13 protein-coding genes are annotated in these 17,345 nt (G+C 44.5%); 11 read left to right on the top strand and 2 right to left on the bottom strand.

Annotated elements, in window-relative coordinates:
• Nucleotides 1-81: 81 nt before the first annotated feature.
• Both SCB77_RS06885 and priA read left to right on the top strand, forming a co-directional pair.
• Nucleotides 82-471: a DUF423 domain-containing protein gene (locus SCB77_RS06885; protein WP_320185696.1), complete on the top strand. Its 390-nt coding sequence runs from the start codon at nucleotides 82-84 to the stop codon at nucleotides 469-471.
• Between the two features lie 145 nt (nucleotides 472-616).
• Complete coding sequence (gene priA / locus SCB77_RS06880) at nucleotides 617-3,097, top strand: replication restart helicase PriA (RefSeq protein ID WP_320185695.1); 2,481 nt, start codon at nucleotides 617-619, stop codon at nucleotides 3,095-3,097.
• Here priA and SCB77_RS06875 read toward each other — a convergent pair.
• Both SCB77_RS06875 and aspS read right to left on the bottom strand, forming a co-directional pair.
• A complete protein-coding gene (locus SCB77_RS06875; protein WP_320185694.1) occupies nucleotides 3,091-4,482 on the bottom strand; it encodes an LUD domain-containing protein in 1,392 nt (463 codons plus the stop codon). The two genes, priA and SCB77_RS06875, sit on opposite strands and share 7 nt — an antisense overlap.
• A 257-nt stretch (nucleotides 4,483-4,739) precedes the next feature.
• Nucleotides 4,740-6,491: an aspartate--tRNA ligase gene (gene aspS, locus SCB77_RS06870; protein ID WP_320185693.1), complete on the bottom strand. Its 1,752-nt coding sequence runs from the start codon at nucleotides 6,489-6,491 to the stop codon at nucleotides 4,740-4,742.
• A gap of 505 nt (nucleotides 6,492-6,996) precedes the next feature.
• Between aspS and mraZ the strand changes: the two genes are divergently transcribed.
• From mraZ to murG, 9 genes are read left to right on the top strand one after another with little or no spacing between them, the layout of a single operon-like run.
• On the top strand, nucleotides 6,997-7,470 hold the full coding sequence (mraZ, locus tag SCB77_RS06865) for a division/cell wall cluster transcriptional repressor MraZ (RefSeq protein WP_320185692.1): 474 nt from the start codon (nucleotides 6,997-6,999) through the stop codon (nucleotides 7,468-7,470).
• Nucleotides 7,463-8,377 carry a 16S rRNA (cytosine(1402)-N(4))-methyltransferase RsmH gene (gene rsmH, locus SCB77_RS06860; protein ID WP_320185691.1) on the top strand — a complete coding sequence of 305 codons (915 nt, stop codon included), beginning with the start codon at nucleotides 7,463-7,465 and terminating at the stop codon, nucleotides 8,375-8,377. Before mraZ ends, rsmH begins: the two co-directional genes overlap by 8 nt.
• Nucleotides 8,378-8,386: 9 nt before the next feature.
• The gene (locus tag SCB77_RS06855) at nucleotides 8,387-8,791 is read left to right on the top strand and encodes an FtsL-like putative cell division protein (protein WP_320185690.1); all 405 of its coding nucleotides are present in this window, start codon (nucleotides 8,387-8,389) and stop codon (nucleotides 8,789-8,791) included.
• A 22-nt stretch (nucleotides 8,792-8,813) separates the two neighbouring features.
• Nucleotides 8,814-10,934: a penicillin-binding protein gene (locus tag SCB77_RS06850; RefSeq protein ID WP_320185689.1), complete on the top strand. Its 2,121-nt coding sequence runs from the start codon at nucleotides 8,814-8,816 to the stop codon at nucleotides 10,932-10,934.
• A gap of 5 nt (nucleotides 10,935-10,939) precedes the next feature.
• A complete protein-coding gene (locus SCB77_RS06845; protein WP_320185688.1) occupies nucleotides 10,940-12,394 on the top strand; it encodes a UDP-N-acetylmuramoyl-L-alanyl-D-glutamate--2,6-diaminopimelate ligase in 1,455 nt (484 codons plus the stop codon).
• A gap of 9 nt (nucleotides 12,395-12,403) precedes the next feature.
• The gene (gene mraY / locus SCB77_RS06840; protein ID WP_320185687.1) at nucleotides 12,404-13,648 is read left to right on the top strand and encodes a phospho-N-acetylmuramoyl-pentapeptide-transferase; all 1,245 of its coding nucleotides are present in this window, start codon (nucleotides 12,404-12,406) and stop codon (nucleotides 13,646-13,648) included.
• 1 nt (nucleotide 13,649) lies between these two features.
• Nucleotides 13,650-15,023, top strand: coding sequence for a UDP-N-acetylmuramoyl-L-alanine--D-glutamate ligase (gene murD, locus SCB77_RS06835; RefSeq protein ID WP_320185686.1), 1,374 nt, complete (start codon nucleotides 13,650-13,652; stop codon nucleotides 15,021-15,023).
• A 22-nt stretch (nucleotides 15,024-15,045) separates the two neighbouring features.
• Nucleotides 15,046-16,239 (top strand): FtsW/RodA/SpoVE family cell cycle protein, encoded by a 1,194-nt coding sequence (locus tag SCB77_RS06830; RefSeq protein ID WP_320185685.1) that lies wholly within the window; start codon nucleotides 15,046-15,048, stop codon nucleotides 16,237-16,239.
• A 7-nt stretch (nucleotides 16,240-16,246) separates the two neighbouring features.
• Entirely contained in the window at nucleotides 16,247-17,344 is a 1,098-nt protein-coding gene (gene murG, locus SCB77_RS06825; RefSeq protein WP_320185684.1) for an undecaprenyldiphospho-muramoylpentapeptide beta-N-acetylglucosaminyltransferase, read from the top strand.
• Nucleotide 17,345: the final 1 nt, after the last annotated feature.

Genomic DNA, 17,345 nt, shown 5'->3' with positions numbered 1-17,345 from the left:
GAAAAAATTGAAAGGCAATTTGCATTTAATTTTATACATTTATAAGCGCAAAAACATACGTTATAGAATTTTATCTCCTTTATGAATAAACAAATTATATTAGCAGCTTCCTTTTTTGGGCTGACGGCTGTGATATTGGGGGCATTTGGAGCACATGGCTTTGAAGGCAAGATTAGCGACTATCATTTAGGAACGTGGAAGACAGCAAATCAATATCACTTTTACCATACCTTGGCTTTATTGTTTCTGTCTACTTTTTCGCGGGCAAAAAATGCATCTATACGCGTTTCTTTCATAGCCTTTGTATTAGGCATTCTGTTGTTTTCAGGCTCTTTGTACTTGCTTAGCGTTCGATCGTTACTCGGACTAGACGGATTAACCATGCTTGGGCCTGTCACTCCACTCGGTGGACTGTGCTTCATCGTTGGATGGGGAGGTCTATTTGTCGCGGCAGTTCGAAACCGTTCTTGACATAAAAACTACTCGATAAAGAAGCCTTCCATAAACCGAAGGCTTTTTATTTGAAGGCTATTCCTTTTTATTGTCGCGATCGGCTCGCGTTTCGGTTCTTATTTCTTTTATTAAGATTTCGTGAAGGTTTTCTAACTTTGTTCTTATGTCTGACACCTCTTTATTTGGTATTGATCGTGAAACACTTTTTGTAGAGGTTATTCTGCCTTTGTACATTGCCAAGACCTATACATATAGAGTGCCCGTAGAATGGAATCGTGATGTGGCTATTGGCAAAAGAGTGATCGTTCAATTTGGAAGGAACAAGATCTATGCGGCCATTGTTCACCGTTTATCTCACGAACCTCCGCTAAGTTACGAAGCTAAATACATCCTCAACGTGATCGATGATGAGCCGGTCGTCGACAAAAGCCAGTTGGCGCTCTGGGAGTGGATGGCTGCTTATTACATGTGCTACCTTGGTGAAGTGCTGCAAGCGGCTCTTCCCGCCGCGCTTAAGATGGCTAGCGAGACCAAAATTGTTGCTTCCGAGGCTGAAGGCTTGGATCGATCTCTGCTGTCCGACAAAGGATACTTGGTGATGGAAGCGCTGGATTTAGCGGGCGAACTTACAGTCAATGATATCGTAAAGCTTCTCGGACAGAAAACGGTTTTTCCTTTGCTCAAATCGCTATTTGATCATGGCTACATCTTGATCTCTGAGGAAATAAAGGATCGTTTCAAGCCGAAGCGTAAGTCTTTTTTACAGTTGGCAGCGACCTTTGCAGATGGGGAAAGCTTACATGCGCTGATGGACTCCTTAAATCGAGCGCCTAAACAACAGGATGCGCTATTAGCCTTTCTTCAACTGCGCAAGAGCAATCCCGAAGTTACCAGACAAGACATTATGGAGATGACAGGCGTCGGTGGTGGAATTGTGGCTTCATTGATTGAAAAAGAGGTGTTCGAAGTTCGAGAAAAGGTGGTCTCCCGTTTGGGTGGCGTTGACGTCGAGATAACAACCAATTTTGTGTTTAATGATAAACAACAGCTAGCCTTTGAACAAATCAATACACTCTTCGAGCAAAAGGACGTCGTCTTGTTGCACGGTGTCACAGCCTCCGGAAAAACGCAGTTGTATATTCGTTTGATCGAACAAATGATTGCATCGGGAAAAAATGTACTTTATCTGCTGCCTGAAATTGCACTTACAACGCAGATAACGGATCGACTGAAGATGCATTTCGGTGACAAGCTTGGTGTATATCACTCCAAATTCAATGATAATGAGCGAGCAGAGGTATGGCATAAGGTGATAAAGGGCGAGTATAAGGTCGTGGTGGGGGCACGTTCGTCCGTGTTTTTACCGTTTAAAGATTTGGGATTAATTGTGGTTGACGAAGAACATGAAAGTTCGTATAAGCAGTATGAACCCGCCCCACGTTACCATGCGCGTGACACGGCGATTTATTTGGCACACTTGCAGGGAGCTAAGGTGCTACTTGGATCTGCAACGCCGTCGATAGAAAGTTACTACAATGCGAAAGCCGATAAATACGGATTGGTTGAGCTTAAGGAACGTTTTGGCGATGCCAAGCTTCCCGAAATACAAGTTGTAAATATCGCTGAGGAAGGGCGCAAAGAGCAAATGTTTTCCTACTTCAGTGGCGTTCTGTTGCAAGGCATAAGTGATGCTTTAGAACGCAAAGAACAAGTTATTCTCTTCCAAAATAGACGTGGACATACGCCGTTTGTGCAATGTAGTACGTGTGGTTGGGTAGCAAAATGTATAAACTGTGATGTTAGCCTGACTTACCATAAATCGACCAATCACCTGCACTGTCATTACTGTGGACACAGTGAGCCTCCTATTCAAGTCTGTCCAGCATGTGGAATGCCACATATCGAAAGCAAAGGCTTTGGGACAGAGCGTGTGGAGGAAGAGCTTGAACTTCTTATTCCCCAAGCGCGCATAGGACGTCTCGATTTGGACGCTGCCAAGGGGAAGCATGGCTTCGATAAGATTATCACCGCTTTTGATGACCACGAGTTTGATATTCTTATTGGAACACAGATGGTGGCTAAAGGTCTCGATTTTGGTCGTGTTAGCCTGATAGGTATCATCAATGCCGACGCCATGATTAACTTTCCCGACTTTCGTGCCTACGAGCGTGCCTTTTCGTTGTTCTCGCAGGTAGCGGGTCGCGCAGGAAGACGAGAGAAAGATGGACGCGTCATTATACAGACGCATTCACCCAACCATCGTGTATTGGAACAAGTCATTTTACATGACTACGAGGGTATGTTTTTGACCGAGGTAAAGGAACGGAAAAATTACCAATATCCTCCTTTTTATAGATTGATAAAGATGGAAGTACGACATACCGATATGCAGGATGCACATGACGGCGCTATGCGGTTGGCGCACTTACTGCGTAGCAATTTGGGTAGTCGTGTACTCGGACCGGAACCTCCATTGGTATCCCGCGTTCGCAATTACTTTATACAGACCATCACCTTGAAGATTGAACGTAACAATGTCAGTATAGCCAAGGTTAAGGAGCTCATGCAACAAGCTATCACACAGTTTGAAGTCGATAAAAATAATAAAGGTATACGTATTGCCATCGATGTTGATCCTTATTGATCCTTCCGTTTTTCTTGTTCGCGCCATTGTTTGGAAAAGGACTTATCGGCAAGCTTTGGGAAGTCACGTTGATCACCCCAAGCTTTTTTGAGTAACCTTTTGAATAAGAAATTTTTTGTTTTACCGCCAAAGAAGTCAAGTAAACGACGACGCTGAAACAAATAAGCAAATCCACTCCAAAAACGTTGCTCGCTCTTGCCAACTAAATGCTGTGTAACAGCTTCTTTTCGATTCAACAAAAGCATTTTATCCAATTCTATATGCACTGGGCATACGGATGATGCCTCACCATCAAGCGGTGTAGCGAAGCTCAGGTGATGGAGATTGTCCGCTTGTTGTAGATGTGGCGCGACCATCGACCCGATGGGGCCGGGGTAGGTAATTCCGTAGCCATCTGCCCCTACACTTTGATAAACGGGACACACATGCAAACACGCTCCGCAGCGGATGCAATATAATCCTTGCCGCTGTTCTTTTTTCGTTAATAGGTTACTACGCCCATTATCCAGCAGGATAACGTACATTTCTTTAGGTCCATCTGTTTCGCTATTTTGTCTGGGGCCACTAAGTAAGCTGTTGTATGTAGCGGGATTTTGGCTGCTGCTATGGGAGGCAAGTAACGGCCAAAACAGATCCATGTCGTGCACCGAAGGCACCACGTTGTCGATACCAGCGATACTAATATGAATTTTCGGGAAAGTACTGATCAATCTCGCATTGCCCTCATTCTCCGTGATAGCGATGCTACCGCTATCGGCTACTAAAAAATTGGCGCCCGAAATACCTACATCTGCCCGCAAAAATTTTTCGTACAGGAGCTCATTTACTTTTTCTATAAGCTGTTCTGCTGTCGCTTCGAGCGGGCAATCGAACTGTTCGTGAAACTTCTTCGCGACAGTGCTGCGGTCAAGATATCCGGCGGAAGAGATAAAATTTGACGGCTTTTCCTGCAACAATCGAGCTATAAATGAGCCTGTATCTGTTTCTGTAATATCAAATCCCTTATTTCCGAGGTAATCGGATAAACCAAGCTCTTCGAATACGATAGACGCCGTTTTGACGATCGATTTGGCTTCATGCTGTTCCAAAATACGTGTAATCTCTTCTCTGGCTTCCTCCACGTCGTTTGCCCAAATTACTTTTCCTCCGCGGCGAGTGAAATTTGATTCGAAATCAAGCAAATAGCGGTCAAGGTTTTCTACAGCTTTCCATTTAAGCAGATGAGCTTTCTTTTTGGAATTTTCAAGATCGAAAAATTTTGCTGTGCCACGCGATAGGGCATCCTGAAAATGATGAAGATTGTTCTTCATCATTTCGCGATGGGTTTTGTCGAAAGACTTAGCGGTGCTTTCGCGAATGAATTTTTCTGCCAACTGTTGCGCCATAGAGTTAAAACTGCTTTTTTTAGACGATAGGCAAAAAGCCCTCGCGGTGTGCTCGTAGGAAAATACGCGTTTGATTAAATTTATCCGGCCATTTTCATGTAGTCGTCGTATAAAATACTCGCAAAGAAAATGCCAATAGAACGTATGTGTGGTGGCATCTGCGCAATATGATAAATAAATCGGTCCAAAAGAGGCTACGTTTCCTTTTTTGGACCGATTTATATATGTTATTTGCCGAATAACCTTTGGACGGTGAGCTATTTAAGATCTACCGCAATATGGAGTTCCGAAAGTTGGCCTGCGTCGATAGTGGACGGTGCGTCAATCATGACATCACGCCCCGAGTTATTCTTAGGGAACGCGATATAATCCCGAATGGTTTCCTGTCCGCCTAGAATAGCCGTTAGTCGGTCTAAGCCAAAGGCAAGTCCTCCGTGTGGAGGCGCACCGTATTGAAAGGCATTCATTAAAAAGCCAAATTGCTCTTGCGCTTCCTCCGCAGTGAAACCTAGGTGTTTGAACATTAAAGCCTGTGTTTCCTTATCATGTATACGGATGGAACCGCCACCAATCTCATTGCCGTTTAAGACCAAGTCATACGCATTGGCACGTACCTTGCCCGGATCAGTGTCGAGTAGGTGCATGTCTTCCTGCTTTGGTGATGTGAACGGGTGGTGCATAGCATGGTAGCGCGCAGTATCTTCATCCCATTCCAATAATGGGAAATCGATTACCCATAGCGGTGCAAATTCATGGGGCTTGCGCAATCCCAATCTATTACCTAATTCCATACGAAGTGCACTTAGCTGCGTGCGTGTTTTTAAGGCTGGCCCTGACAATACCAAGATCAAGTCGCCTGCTTTTGCTCCCGTTGCTTCCGCCCATTTCGCTAAATCACCCTGGTCGTAGAACTTATCCACAGACGATTTGAAGCTGCCATCAGCCTCGCATTTGCAGTAGACCATTCCACTCGCGCCTACTTGTGGACGTTTTACCCAGTCGATAAGTTCGTCGATTTGTTTTCTAGTGTAATTGGCTGCCTCAGGAACCGCAATTCCAACGACTAGTTCAGCGCTGTTGAAAACCGAAAATTCCTTATGTTGGGACACTTGGTTCAATTCGCCGAATTTCATCCCGAAGCGAATATCCGGTTTGTCATTCCCGTAGGTGCGCATCGCCTCGTCAAACGTCATGCGTGGAAACTTGGTAATCTCGATTTGATGTATCGTTTTTAGGAGGTGTCTCGTTAAGCCTTCAAAGATATCAAGAATGTCCTCTTGCTCAATAAAGGACATTTCGCAGTCGATTTGAGTGAACTCCGGCTGACGGTCAGCACGTAGATCTTCGTCGCGAAAGCATTTAACGATTTGAAAATAGCGATCCATGCCCGCTACCATCAGGAGTTGTTTGAATGTTTGCGGCGATTGTGGCAATGCATAAAATTGACCCGGATTCATACGGGAAGGAACAATGAAGTCGCGTGCTCCTTCTGGCGTAGATTTGATCAAATAAGGCGTTTCGACCTCACAGAAATCTAAATTCGAAAGATAATTGCGCACTTCCTGTGTCACTTTGTGACGGAAGAGTAAGCTGTTTTTGACGGGATTACGTCTGATATCGAGGTAGCGATATTTCATTCGGATATCTTCTCCTCCATCTGTCTCGTCCTCTATGGTAAAAGGAGGGATTTGAGAAGCATTGAGAACTTGTAATTCTTTCACCAAGACTTCAACTTCTCCAGTTGGCATATTGCTATTTTTGGATTCCCGTTCAATAACGGTGCCCTTCACCTGAATAACAAACTCCCGACCCAAAGCCTTCGCTTGTTGCATGATGGAGGCATCTGTGCGTGATTCGTCAAAAATTAATTGGGTGATACCGTATCGGTCGCGTAGATCTACCCATACCATAAACCCTTTATCCCTCGATTTTTGAACCCATCCAGCAAGTGTTACCTCTTTATTCGTGTCGGCAATACGTAACTCGCCGCAGCTATGACTTCTATACATGTATGCTAAAAATTTAAAAATAAAATAAACCATACCTGTCGCTTCTTCTATTTAAAGGGCAAGAGAAAGTGACAGCTAGATTTTACGCAAAAATATTGGATTTCGATGAGAATAACGAAAGTTTGTGTGTCAGTTTCTCCGAATGCCGTAGTCTTTGAATATCGTTTCCACCACATTCTCCCACCATGCTTTGTTTTTCTCATATAGCCTCCACTTTTCCCCACGCAGGAGGCTTTTCTCTCAATTAGGTTCCAATGTTCGTTTTTTTTGTGAAACCAAGGAGAGTTTCTGCCACAAATATCAATCGAACTTTTAGAAAAATATTTGCAATAAATATGTTTTATTAAATAATTGTAAATCATCGATTTCTAAATTTTTTTTATTGTTTTACAATATGTGATTTTTGCAGTTTTTCGGTGTGGAAAACTTTTTTGTGTGATATTGTGGGGGAAAGTGGGGGAAAGTGTATACTTTTACATTTAAAATTTGATTAGGCTCATAGGAAATGAACTATTTGATTGGAGAATACGAATGCAAGCTGGACACCAAAGGAAGAATGGTGGTTCCTGCCGCGCTCAAAAGGCAACTGCCTGATGTTGAGCGTGAGGGGCTTGTTGTGAATCGTGGCTTCGAGAAAAATTTGGTCATTTATACACGTGCTGAATGGAATAAGATATTGAAACAATTATCTAGGCTTAATCAATTTCAGCCGAAGAATCGGGATTTTGTGCGAAGGTTCATGAGTGGATCCACCGAGTTGATGTTGGATGCGGCGGGACGTGTTTTGTTGCCGAAGAGTTTGTTGGAGTATGCAGAAGTTACTGCTGATGTGGTGTTGGCTTGTAACCTAGAGAAAATAGAGGTGTGGTCGAAAGCGAAGTATGAAGAACAGCTAGGAGCTTTGTCGGAGGAAGATTTTTCTGATCTAGCGGAGCAAGTGATGGGAGGTTTTGACTTGGAAGGAGGTTCGGATGACTAGCGCCGGAGTTTACCATGTTCCTGTGATGTTGCAAGAGTGCATGGATGCTATGGCGATAAAGCCAGATGGTGTTTATGTAGATGTGACGTTTGGTGGCGGTGGTCATTCGCGAGAAATTATGAAGCATCTGGGGCCGAAAGGTCGATTGATAGCATTTGATCAAGATCCTGATGCGGTAAAGAATGCGATCGACGATCCGCGGTTTACCTTGATTCATCAGAACTTTAAGTTCTTGAAAAATAATTTGAGGCTGCTGGGTGTGAAAGAAGTGGATGCGGTGTTGGGTGACCTTGGTGTTTCTTCGCATCAGTTTGATTCTGCCGAGCGTGGATTTTCCATTCGCTTCGATGCTGATCTGGATATGCGTATGGATCAGGTTGCTGATTTAGATGCGAAGATGGTTTTAAATACCTATGCCGAGGAGGAGTTGCACCGAATCTTTGGTATGTATGGCGAGATTCAGAATGCACGTTCTTTGGCAAAAACAATTGTGACTGCGCGCTTGACTGCTGCAATAGAAACGGTTGCTGGTTTGAAAGAGGTGATTAAGCGTTTAGTGCCAAAAGGCAAAGAGCATAAGTATCATGCACAGGTGTTTCAAGCGTTGCGTATAGAGGTGAATCAGGAGTTGGAGGCGTTGCAGGCTTTTTTAGAACAGACTGTTTCTGTGTTGAAGCCAGGTGGACGTTTGGTGGTCATGTCCTATCACTCTTTGGAAGATAGGTTAGTGAAGAACTTCATGCAGAAAGGGAAGTTTAAGGGTGAGGTGGAGAAAGATTTTTTTGGAAATGAAATAAAGCCATTCAAAGTGATCAGTCGTAAGGCTATTACGGCAGGTGAGGTTGAGTTGGCTAGCAATAATAGATCGCGCAGTGCGAAATTGCGTGTCGCTGAACGGAACATTTAATTTTTTGTGATGTCGAAGAATACGATAAAAGACAAGGAATTAAGTGAGGAAGTTCAGGAAAAAATGAATGAATCAGTTGAAGAGAAGGTCGAAGAGACGCAAAATTTTCTCCGGTCTATTTTTTCAACGAAGAAGCTGTCCAGTTATTTGGTAGCTAAAAACTTGCCTTTTGCGGCTTTTGTGGCATTGTTGGGATTGTTGTATATCTCTAACCGCCATTTGGCTGAACGAACGGTGAGATCTATTGACCGATTAGGGCGCGACGTGAAGGAGTTGAGTTGGGATTATAAGTCCTTGTCTGCAGAGTTGATGAAATTGACGACGCAGACTGAAATAGCAAAACGGGCAGACACCTTGGGTTTAAAGGAGCGCACGGAACCACCTATCAAAATAGAGGTGGTTAAAGAAAAGTAGTAACACGTTAACACGTAGTCATATGAATATTAGGAAATCGATACTTATTCGGGTGTACCTGGCGTTCGGGCTGATGGTGTTTGGCGCGTTGTTGGTTTTTGGCAAGCTGCTGCATTTGCAATATGTCGATGGTGGCGAGTGGCGCGCTATGGTGGATAGTTTAACAATCAGGGAGCGATTGATCGAGGCTGCGCGAGGTAACATATATTCAAACGATGGTAGTTTATTGGCTACGTCGGTTCCTGAATACGAGTTGCGTTTCGATGCCATGTCTATTCCAGCTGAAGAGAGTGATGTGTTCAATTCAAAGGTCGATTCGTTAGCTGGACAATTGGCTTCGCATTTTGGTGATAAATCGGCTCGACAATATTTAGCACAATTGAAAAATGCGCGTGCAAAAAAAGCACGCTATATGCTGTTGAAACGCAATGTTTCTCATCAAGATTTAAAGGTTGTAAAAGGATTTCCTTTGTTTCATTCTTTTAAAGAAGGGAAAAAAAGATACTCTACCAGTTTGGTTACTGTACGGGAAAACAAAAGGATACTTCCATTTACCAATCTTGCAGCGCGAACGATTGGTTACAAAAACACCAAAGGCGACACTGTGTTGGTTGGTTTGGAAGGGGCGTATGGATCCTATATCGATGGAAAAAGTGGTTCGCAATTGATGCAACGTATTGCAGGAGGTGTTTGGGTACCAGTGAGCCGTGAGGTGGAAGTCGCGCCGGTTGATGGTTCTGATATTATTTCTACGCTGGATGTCAATATGCAGGATATGGCACAGCGAGCTTTGGAAAAACAGCTTATTGCCAGTGATGCGGATAATGGTTGTGTGATTTTGATGGAGGTGAAGACAGGTGAAGTCCGCGCTATTGCCAACTTTACCAGAGATGGCGAGGGCGTGTTTCGCGAAAAATATAATTATGCCATCGCACAGGGAGCCGATCCAGGGTCAACTTTTAAGTTAGCTAGCTATTTGGCTTTGTTGGACGATGGGCTGGTGGATACCTCGACAAGAGTGGATATTGGAAATGGAACATATAAAGTTCCGTCGCACACGATCAAGGATTCGCACGCACCAAAGAAATCGGTGTTGAGTGTGAAGGAGGCCTTTGAAGAGTCATCGAATGTGGGGGTAGCAAAATTGGTGCATGCACACTACGGAGAAAACCCCGGAAAATATACAGCGAAATTGCATCACTTTGGCTTGGGACAGCCTTTAGGATTACAGATCCCTGGGGAAGTGAAACCTTGGGTGAAGACGCCTGACAGTCGTACTTGGAGCAAATTGTCGCTTGTGCAAATGGCTTATGGCTATGAGCTACGGCTAACGCCGTTGCAAATGTTGGCTTTTTATAACGCCGTGGCAAACGACGGTAAAATGGTTGCTCCTCTTTTTGTGAAGGAGATTCGTCATTTAGGAAACACAGTAGAACGTTTTCAAGCTCGTGTGATTAGTAAGCAGATTGCATCAAAAACGGCTATAGATAAGGTGCAGGGCATGTTGGAAGGGGTGATGACGGAAGGCACCGGCAAAAAATTGAGCTCGCCTTTATACAGTTCGGCTGGTAAGACCGGAACGGCACAGATGAATGATGGGGCAAGAGGATATGGAGCAAGGCGATACCAGTCATCTTTCGCAGGTTATTTTCCTGCAGAAAACCCGAAGTACTCGATGATCGTCGTTATCCGTAATCCGCGGAAAGGTTATTATGGAGGGGCGATAGCGGGGCCTGTCTTCAAAGAATTGGCGGATATGGTATATGCAAATGATCTTTCCTTGCATGGTACCTTCGCTGCGCGAAAAGTTAATGTGGCCGGCGCAAAAACGCCATTGACACTGGGAGGCTCGAAGGAAGCTTCTAATGCGGTTTATGAGGCCTTGGGCTTTCATCCCACAGCTTGGACGGCGCTGGCACAGCCTACGGATTCTTCCGCAAAAGGTGTTCCTTTTGTTGAGGTGCAAATTAAAGAGGGAATCGTTCCTAATGTGTTGGGTATGGGGCTTTCGGATGCCGTTTTTACGATGGAGAATGCAGGATTTAAAACCAAGGTGTCGGGAAGGGGTAGAGTAGTAACGCAATCCTTGGTTGCTGGAGTGAAATTGAAAGCAGGTACGCCAATTGTATTGGCACTGAATTGATAAATATGAAGCTGAAAGAATTATTACACGCTATTCCAGTACAGCAGCTCGAAGGATCGCTCGAGTTGGATGTACAGTCGATATGTTTCGACTCGCGGAAGGTTGTTGCAAGCAGCATGTTTGTGGCGGTTCGTGGCGTGCATACCGACGGACATTTGTATATCGATACGGCACTGGAGCTTGGTGCAAGCGTCCTAGTATTGGAAGAATTGCCTGAAGCATTGCAAGAGGATGTTACCTATGTGTTAGTAGACGACACTTCCTACGTGCTGGGTTTATTGGCGACTAATTTTTATGGAGATCCTTCGAAGGAGTTGAAGCTTGTCGGCGTAACCGGGACCAATGGTAAGACTACGGTGGCTACTTTACTCTTTAATCTCTTTGAGAACTTGGGATACCACGTAGGACTGATTTCTACGGTACAAAATAAAATAGGTGAGCGGATCATTCCCGCAACGCATACCACACCGGATCCATTAGCCTTGAACGCTTTGTTAAGAGATATGGTGGATGACGGCTGTGACTATTGCTTTATGGAAGTGAGCTCGCACGCTGTTGTGCAACAACGCATCGCCGGCTTGCGTTTCGCTGGAGGTATTTTTACGAATATCACCCATGATCATTTGGATTTTCACGGAACTTTTGATCACTATATTAAAGCGAAGAAGAAATTTTTTGATGACCTCGATCGCTACGCTTTTGCACTGACTAACATTGATGATAAAAATGGTTCGGTCATGTTGCAAAATACCTTCGCGCACAAGAAGAGCTACGGTTTAAAAAATATGACCGATTTCAAAGCTCGTATTGTGGAAAGCCACTTTGATGGCATGCTATTGAATATCGACGGGCATGAGCTTTGGGTGAAACTCGTGGGTGGTTTCAATGCATATAATCTGTTGGCGGTGTATGGTGCTGCTATTTTGTTAGAGCAGGAGACCATGAAAGTGCTGACTGCGATGAGTGAGATCAGTGGTGCAGAGGGGCGTTTTGAGGTGGTGCGTTCGGCAAATGGTGTAGCTGGTATCGTGGATTATGCGCATACGCCGGATGCGGTGGAAAATGTGCTGTCTACAATCCGCGACTTACGTGCAGGCAACCAGCAAATTATTACGGTTTTGGGCTGTGGTGGCGATCGGGATAAAACGAAGCGCCCAGAAATGGCCGCTGTGGCGGTGCGCTTGAGCGATCGTGTGATCCTTACGTCGGACAACCCGAGAACGGAAGATCCCGCGGCTATAATTCGGGATATGGAAGCAGGAATAACGGCAAAAGATCGGAAGAATGTCTTCACGATTGCTGAACGTCAAGAAGCTATACGAGCGGCCTGTCATTTGGCGCAGCCTGGCGACATTATTTTGGTAGCAGGAAAAGGCCATGAAAAATACCAAGAGGTAAATGGACAGCGTCATCATTTTGATGATAGGGAGATATTAGAACAAACGTTTAACGAACAATAATAAAGAAGAATGTTATATTATTTATTTAGCTGGCTACAAGAACATGTGCATATTCCCGGTGCAGGGTTGTTTCAGTACATCTCGTTCCGTACGGCTATGGCTGTTATTGTTTCGTTGATTATTACCACGGTATATGGCGGTCGGCTTATTCGCGCCTTGCATAACAGGCAAGTCGGAGAGACTGTTCGCGACCTCGGGCTGGAAGGCGAGAAACAAAAGGCCGGAACACCTACCATGGGTGGTTTGATCATCATTGCGGGGATCCTTATTCCTACATTGCTATTCGCTAAATTGGATAATATTTATGTGATCATCATGATCGTGACGACGGTCTGGATGGGTGCAATTGGATTTTTAGATGATTATATCAAGGTCTTCAAGAAAAACAAAGAGGGTCTTGCAGGGCGTTTCAAGGTTATTGGTCAGGTTGGGTTGGGGACGTTGATCGCAATTACGATGTATTTTCATCCCGAGATTGTGTCGCGTCAAGAAGTCACAAATCCTACCTCAACACGTGCGGTACAAATCATGACCGATACGCAAACGGGCGAGCGTTATTATGCCGAGAATGTGAAATCGACGAAGACGAATATCCCCTTTTATAAAAACAATGAATTCGACTATGCAAAGGTTTTGAGCATGTTTGGTCTAAAAGGTAGTTTGGTCACGTTTATTGTTTTTCTCGTGGTAGTTGTTTTTATCGTTACCGCGGTTTCAAATGGTGCGAATATCACCGATGGAATTGATGGATTGGCTACTGGTACTTCTGCAATCATTGGTATTACCTTGGCTATTTTGGCCTATGTGTCGGGTAACGTTATTTTCTCGGACTACCTCAATATCATGTATATCCCGAACTCTGGCGAACTGGTGATTTTTGCGGGAGCATTTGTTGGAGCTTGTACTGGTTTTTTGTGGTACAACGCCTTTCCAGCACAAGTTTTCATGGGAGATACGGGAAGTTTGGCAATTGGTGGTATCATAGCGGCTTTTGCTATTTTGATTCGTAAGGAATTGCTGATACCGGTGTTGTGCGGTGTGTTTCTTTTAGAGAACGTGTCCGTCATTCTGCAGGTTTCCTACTTCAAATACACAAAAAAGAAATATGGGGAAGGGAGGCGTATTTTTCTAATGTCTCCATTACACCACCATTATCAGAAAAAAGGATATCATGAATCCAAGATTGTTATGCGCTTCTTTATCGTATCCATCATCTTGGCCATTGTAACAATTGTCACATTAAAAACTAGGTAACATGCCCAATATAGCAACGACATATTATCCGCAATCGGGATTTTTAGTGGTGTTGGGCGCGGGCGAAAGCGGTGTCGGCGCAGCTGTATTGGCTAAAGATAAAGGCTTCGATGTGTTCGTGTCGGACAAGGGACCGATAGCAGAGCACTACAAGGCAACATTGTTGGCTGAAGGGATCGCTTTCGAGGAGCTGCAGCATAGTGAAGAACGTATTTTGCAGGCGGAGCTCGTGGTGAAGAGTCCAGGAATACCGGAGAAAGCACCTTTGGTGAAAGCTCTGAAGGCATCTAATGTGCCTGTGATCTCAGAGATTGAGTTTGCTGCTCAGTATACGGATGCTAAGCTGTATTGTATCACGGGATCGAACGGCAAATCGACGACGACCATGCTGACATACTACATGTTGCAGAAGGCAGGCGTGAACGTGGGATTGGCAGGTAATATAGGTAAAAGCTTTGCTCTTCAAGTAGCTCGAGAAGACTATGACATATATGTCCTAGAGATATCCAGCTTTATGTTGGACGATATGTATCAATTTAGGGCTGATGTTGCCGTCATCCTGAACATTACGCCCGATCATTTGGATCGCTACGATTATCGATTGGAGAATTACGTGGCCTCCAAATTTAGGATGGTGCGCAATCAAACGGAAGCAGATTATTTTATCTATTGCTTGGATGATGAAGAGACGGCGAAAGCACTGCCGTTGTATGAAACGAAAGCACTACACCTTCCTTTTACGCAAAGGGAAGTGCTAGAGCGAGGTGCTTATTTGGACGAACATAAAAATATTGTAATTAACATACCTAACAAAGAAATTTTTGCGATGAATATTGAAGAACTATCATTACAGGGAAAACATAACGTCTACAATAACATGGCGTCGGGCTTGGTTGCCAAAGCTATGGAGTTGCGCAACCAGACGATGAAGGAAAGTATGAGTTCATATGTCAATATTGAACATCGCTTAGAGCATGTGGCCTGTATCGGAGGGGTGAACTATATCAACGATTCGAAAGCGACAAATGTCAATTCGGTTTGGTATGCACTGGAAAGCTTCTCTCCCGACATTATCCTTATTATGGGAGGTGTGGATAAAGGGAACGATTATGAGATGCTTCGTGACTTGGTGAAAGCGAAGGTAAAAGCGATTGTGTGCATTGGAAAAGATACCGTGCGCATTCATGAATCCTTTGAAGATGATACGGATGTTATTGTGAACAGCTCTTCGATGCAAGAAGCAGTAGAGATGGCGTCGCACCTATCGAAAAAAGGCGATACGGTGTTGTTATCACCGGCTTGTGCAAGCTTTGACTGGTTCAAGAACTACGAAGAAAGAGGCGATAAATTTAAAGAAGCAGTAATGGCATTGTAAGGCTTAATAAACGCATACGGTGATGGATCAGATTTTTAGTAAATTAAAAGGAGATAAATGGATATGGATCATTGTGATCGTATTGTCCGGTTGGTCGCTATTGGCTGTTTATAGCTCTGTAGGGACGCTCGCTTACAAGGAAGGTAAAGGTACTGAGCTCTATCTTTTTAAGCATTTCTCGATCATCGCCATTGGTATAGGCCTGATGTACTTGTCCCATAAACTGGATTATCGCTACTATGCTGGCATCTCGAAGTTGCTAATGATTATCACCATTCCGCTACTGCTGTTTACGTTGATAGGCGGAAATAAAGTGAACGATGCTAGCCGTTGGGTTACGATCCCGGTTATCAACCAGACATTTCAAACTTCGGATTTGGCCAAGCTTGCGCTTATCACGTTTTTGGCGCGGATGTTATCGCGTAAACAGGAGGATATTAAAGACGTAAAGAAGTCATTTGCGCCAATAATGGGGGCAGTTTGTGCGGTATTTGTGTTGATCGCTTGGGCTAACTTGTCGACAGCATTGATGCTTTTTGGAACGAGTATTCTATTGTTGCTGATCGGACGGATTTCTTTTAAGCAGATCGCTATCGTTTCGTTAGGCGTTGGTTTACTGGGTCTTATCGTTATTTCGGTCGGTCCTCGGCGTGCTACCTACTTTAGTCGTATTGAAGGATTTTTCAAGACAGAGGAGGCAACGACGGGAACCGTGTCGTTTCAAGAGGATAAAAATTACCAGGCGAATTTAGCAAAGATGACAATTGCGTCTGGCGAATTTTTTGGCAAAGGTGCAGGCAACAGTGTTGGACGTAATTTATTGCCACACCCTTACTCTGATTTTATTTTTGCCATCATCATCGAAGAATACGGTACCCTTGGTGGCGCAATATTGCTGCTGCTATATATGGCATTGATGTATCGCTGTATACGTATCGTGACGTTGAGTCCACGGGCATTCGGTGCTTTCTTGGCGGCGGGTTTAGGTTTTAGTTTGACGATCCAAGCGTTGGCAAACATGGCTGTTGCGGTTGGTTTAGGTCCTGTGACGGGGGTGCCTTTGCCACTGGTGAGTATGGGAGGTACGTCTATTTTGTTCACGAGCGTTGCTCTTGGGATTATCCTCAGCGTGAGCCGGAATATAGAAGAGTTAAAGGATAAAGAAGAGTTATATGAAGTTCCGAAGCCGAAGAAAGTGGTTGTAGGAACAATTTAATAGCATTATGGCACACAAAGTAATCATAAGCGGTGGTGGAACTGGAGGACATATCTTTCCGGCGATAGCGATTGCCAATGCCTTAAAACGGTTGCAACCCGATGTCGAGATCTTGTTCGTCGGTGCAAACGGTCGCATGGAGATGGAGCGCGTCCCTGCTGCTGGTTATGAGATTGTGGGCTTGGATATTCAAGGTATCGACCGTAAGTCCTTAGTGAAAAATCTGGGGTTGCCGTTTAAGATGCTGGATAGCCTGCTTAAAGCGAGACGCTTGATCAAGTCTTTCAAGGCTGATGTTGCAGTTGGTGTTGGCGGTTACGCTTCGGGGCCTTTGTTGATGATGGCAAATGCTTTAGGTCTGCCTACGCTGATTCAAGAGCAAAACTCGTACGCGGGCGTTACAAATAAGCGGCTGGGAAGAAAAGCGAGCAAGATTTGTGTGGCTTACGAGGGAATGGATAAGTTTTTTCCAGCGCAGAAGATCTTGCTAACAGGAAATCCCATTCGTCGATCCTCCGTGCAAATTGAAGGTCGGGAACGGGAGGGTTTGGCGTCCTTTGGCTTGCAAGAAGGGAAAAAGACGTTATTAGTCACCGGAGGCAGTTTAGGTGCCAAGACACTAAATGATTGTGTGCTTGCAGGTTTAGATAGTTTCGTTGAGCAGGACATTCAAGTTATTTGGCAATGTGGGAGCTATTACTATGAGGCGCTGAAAAATACGTTAGTCGATAGATTGCCTGCTAATGTGGTGTTGCTTCCATTCCTACAACGTATGGATTATGCCTACGCTGCTGCGGATTTTGTCGTTTCGCGCGCTGGAGCGGGGACGATATCTGAGTTGTGTGCTGTAGGTAAGCCGGTTATTTTGGTGCCTTCGCCCAACGTTGCGGAGGATCATCAAACAAAGAATGCAAAGGCCTTGGTCAGTAAAGATGCGGCTATACTGGTGTCTGACATCAGCGCGCGAACAAATTTGGTCGATACCATTATTTCTTTGGCGAACGACGAGGCAAAGTGTTTTGAGCTAAGCGAGCAAATTAGCAAGCTAGCTATGTTGGATGCTGATGAAACAATAGCAAAAGAAGTGTTAAAATTAATTAGATAAA

The organism is Sphingobacterium bambusae, from assembly GCF_033955345.1.
Taxonomy (GTDB): Bacteria; Bacteroidota; Bacteroidia; order Sphingobacteriales; family Sphingobacteriaceae; genus Sphingobacterium; species Sphingobacterium bambusae.
The sequence above is the reverse complement of the archived record's forward strand: the minus strand, read 5'-3'. Positions and strand labels throughout refer to the sequence as shown.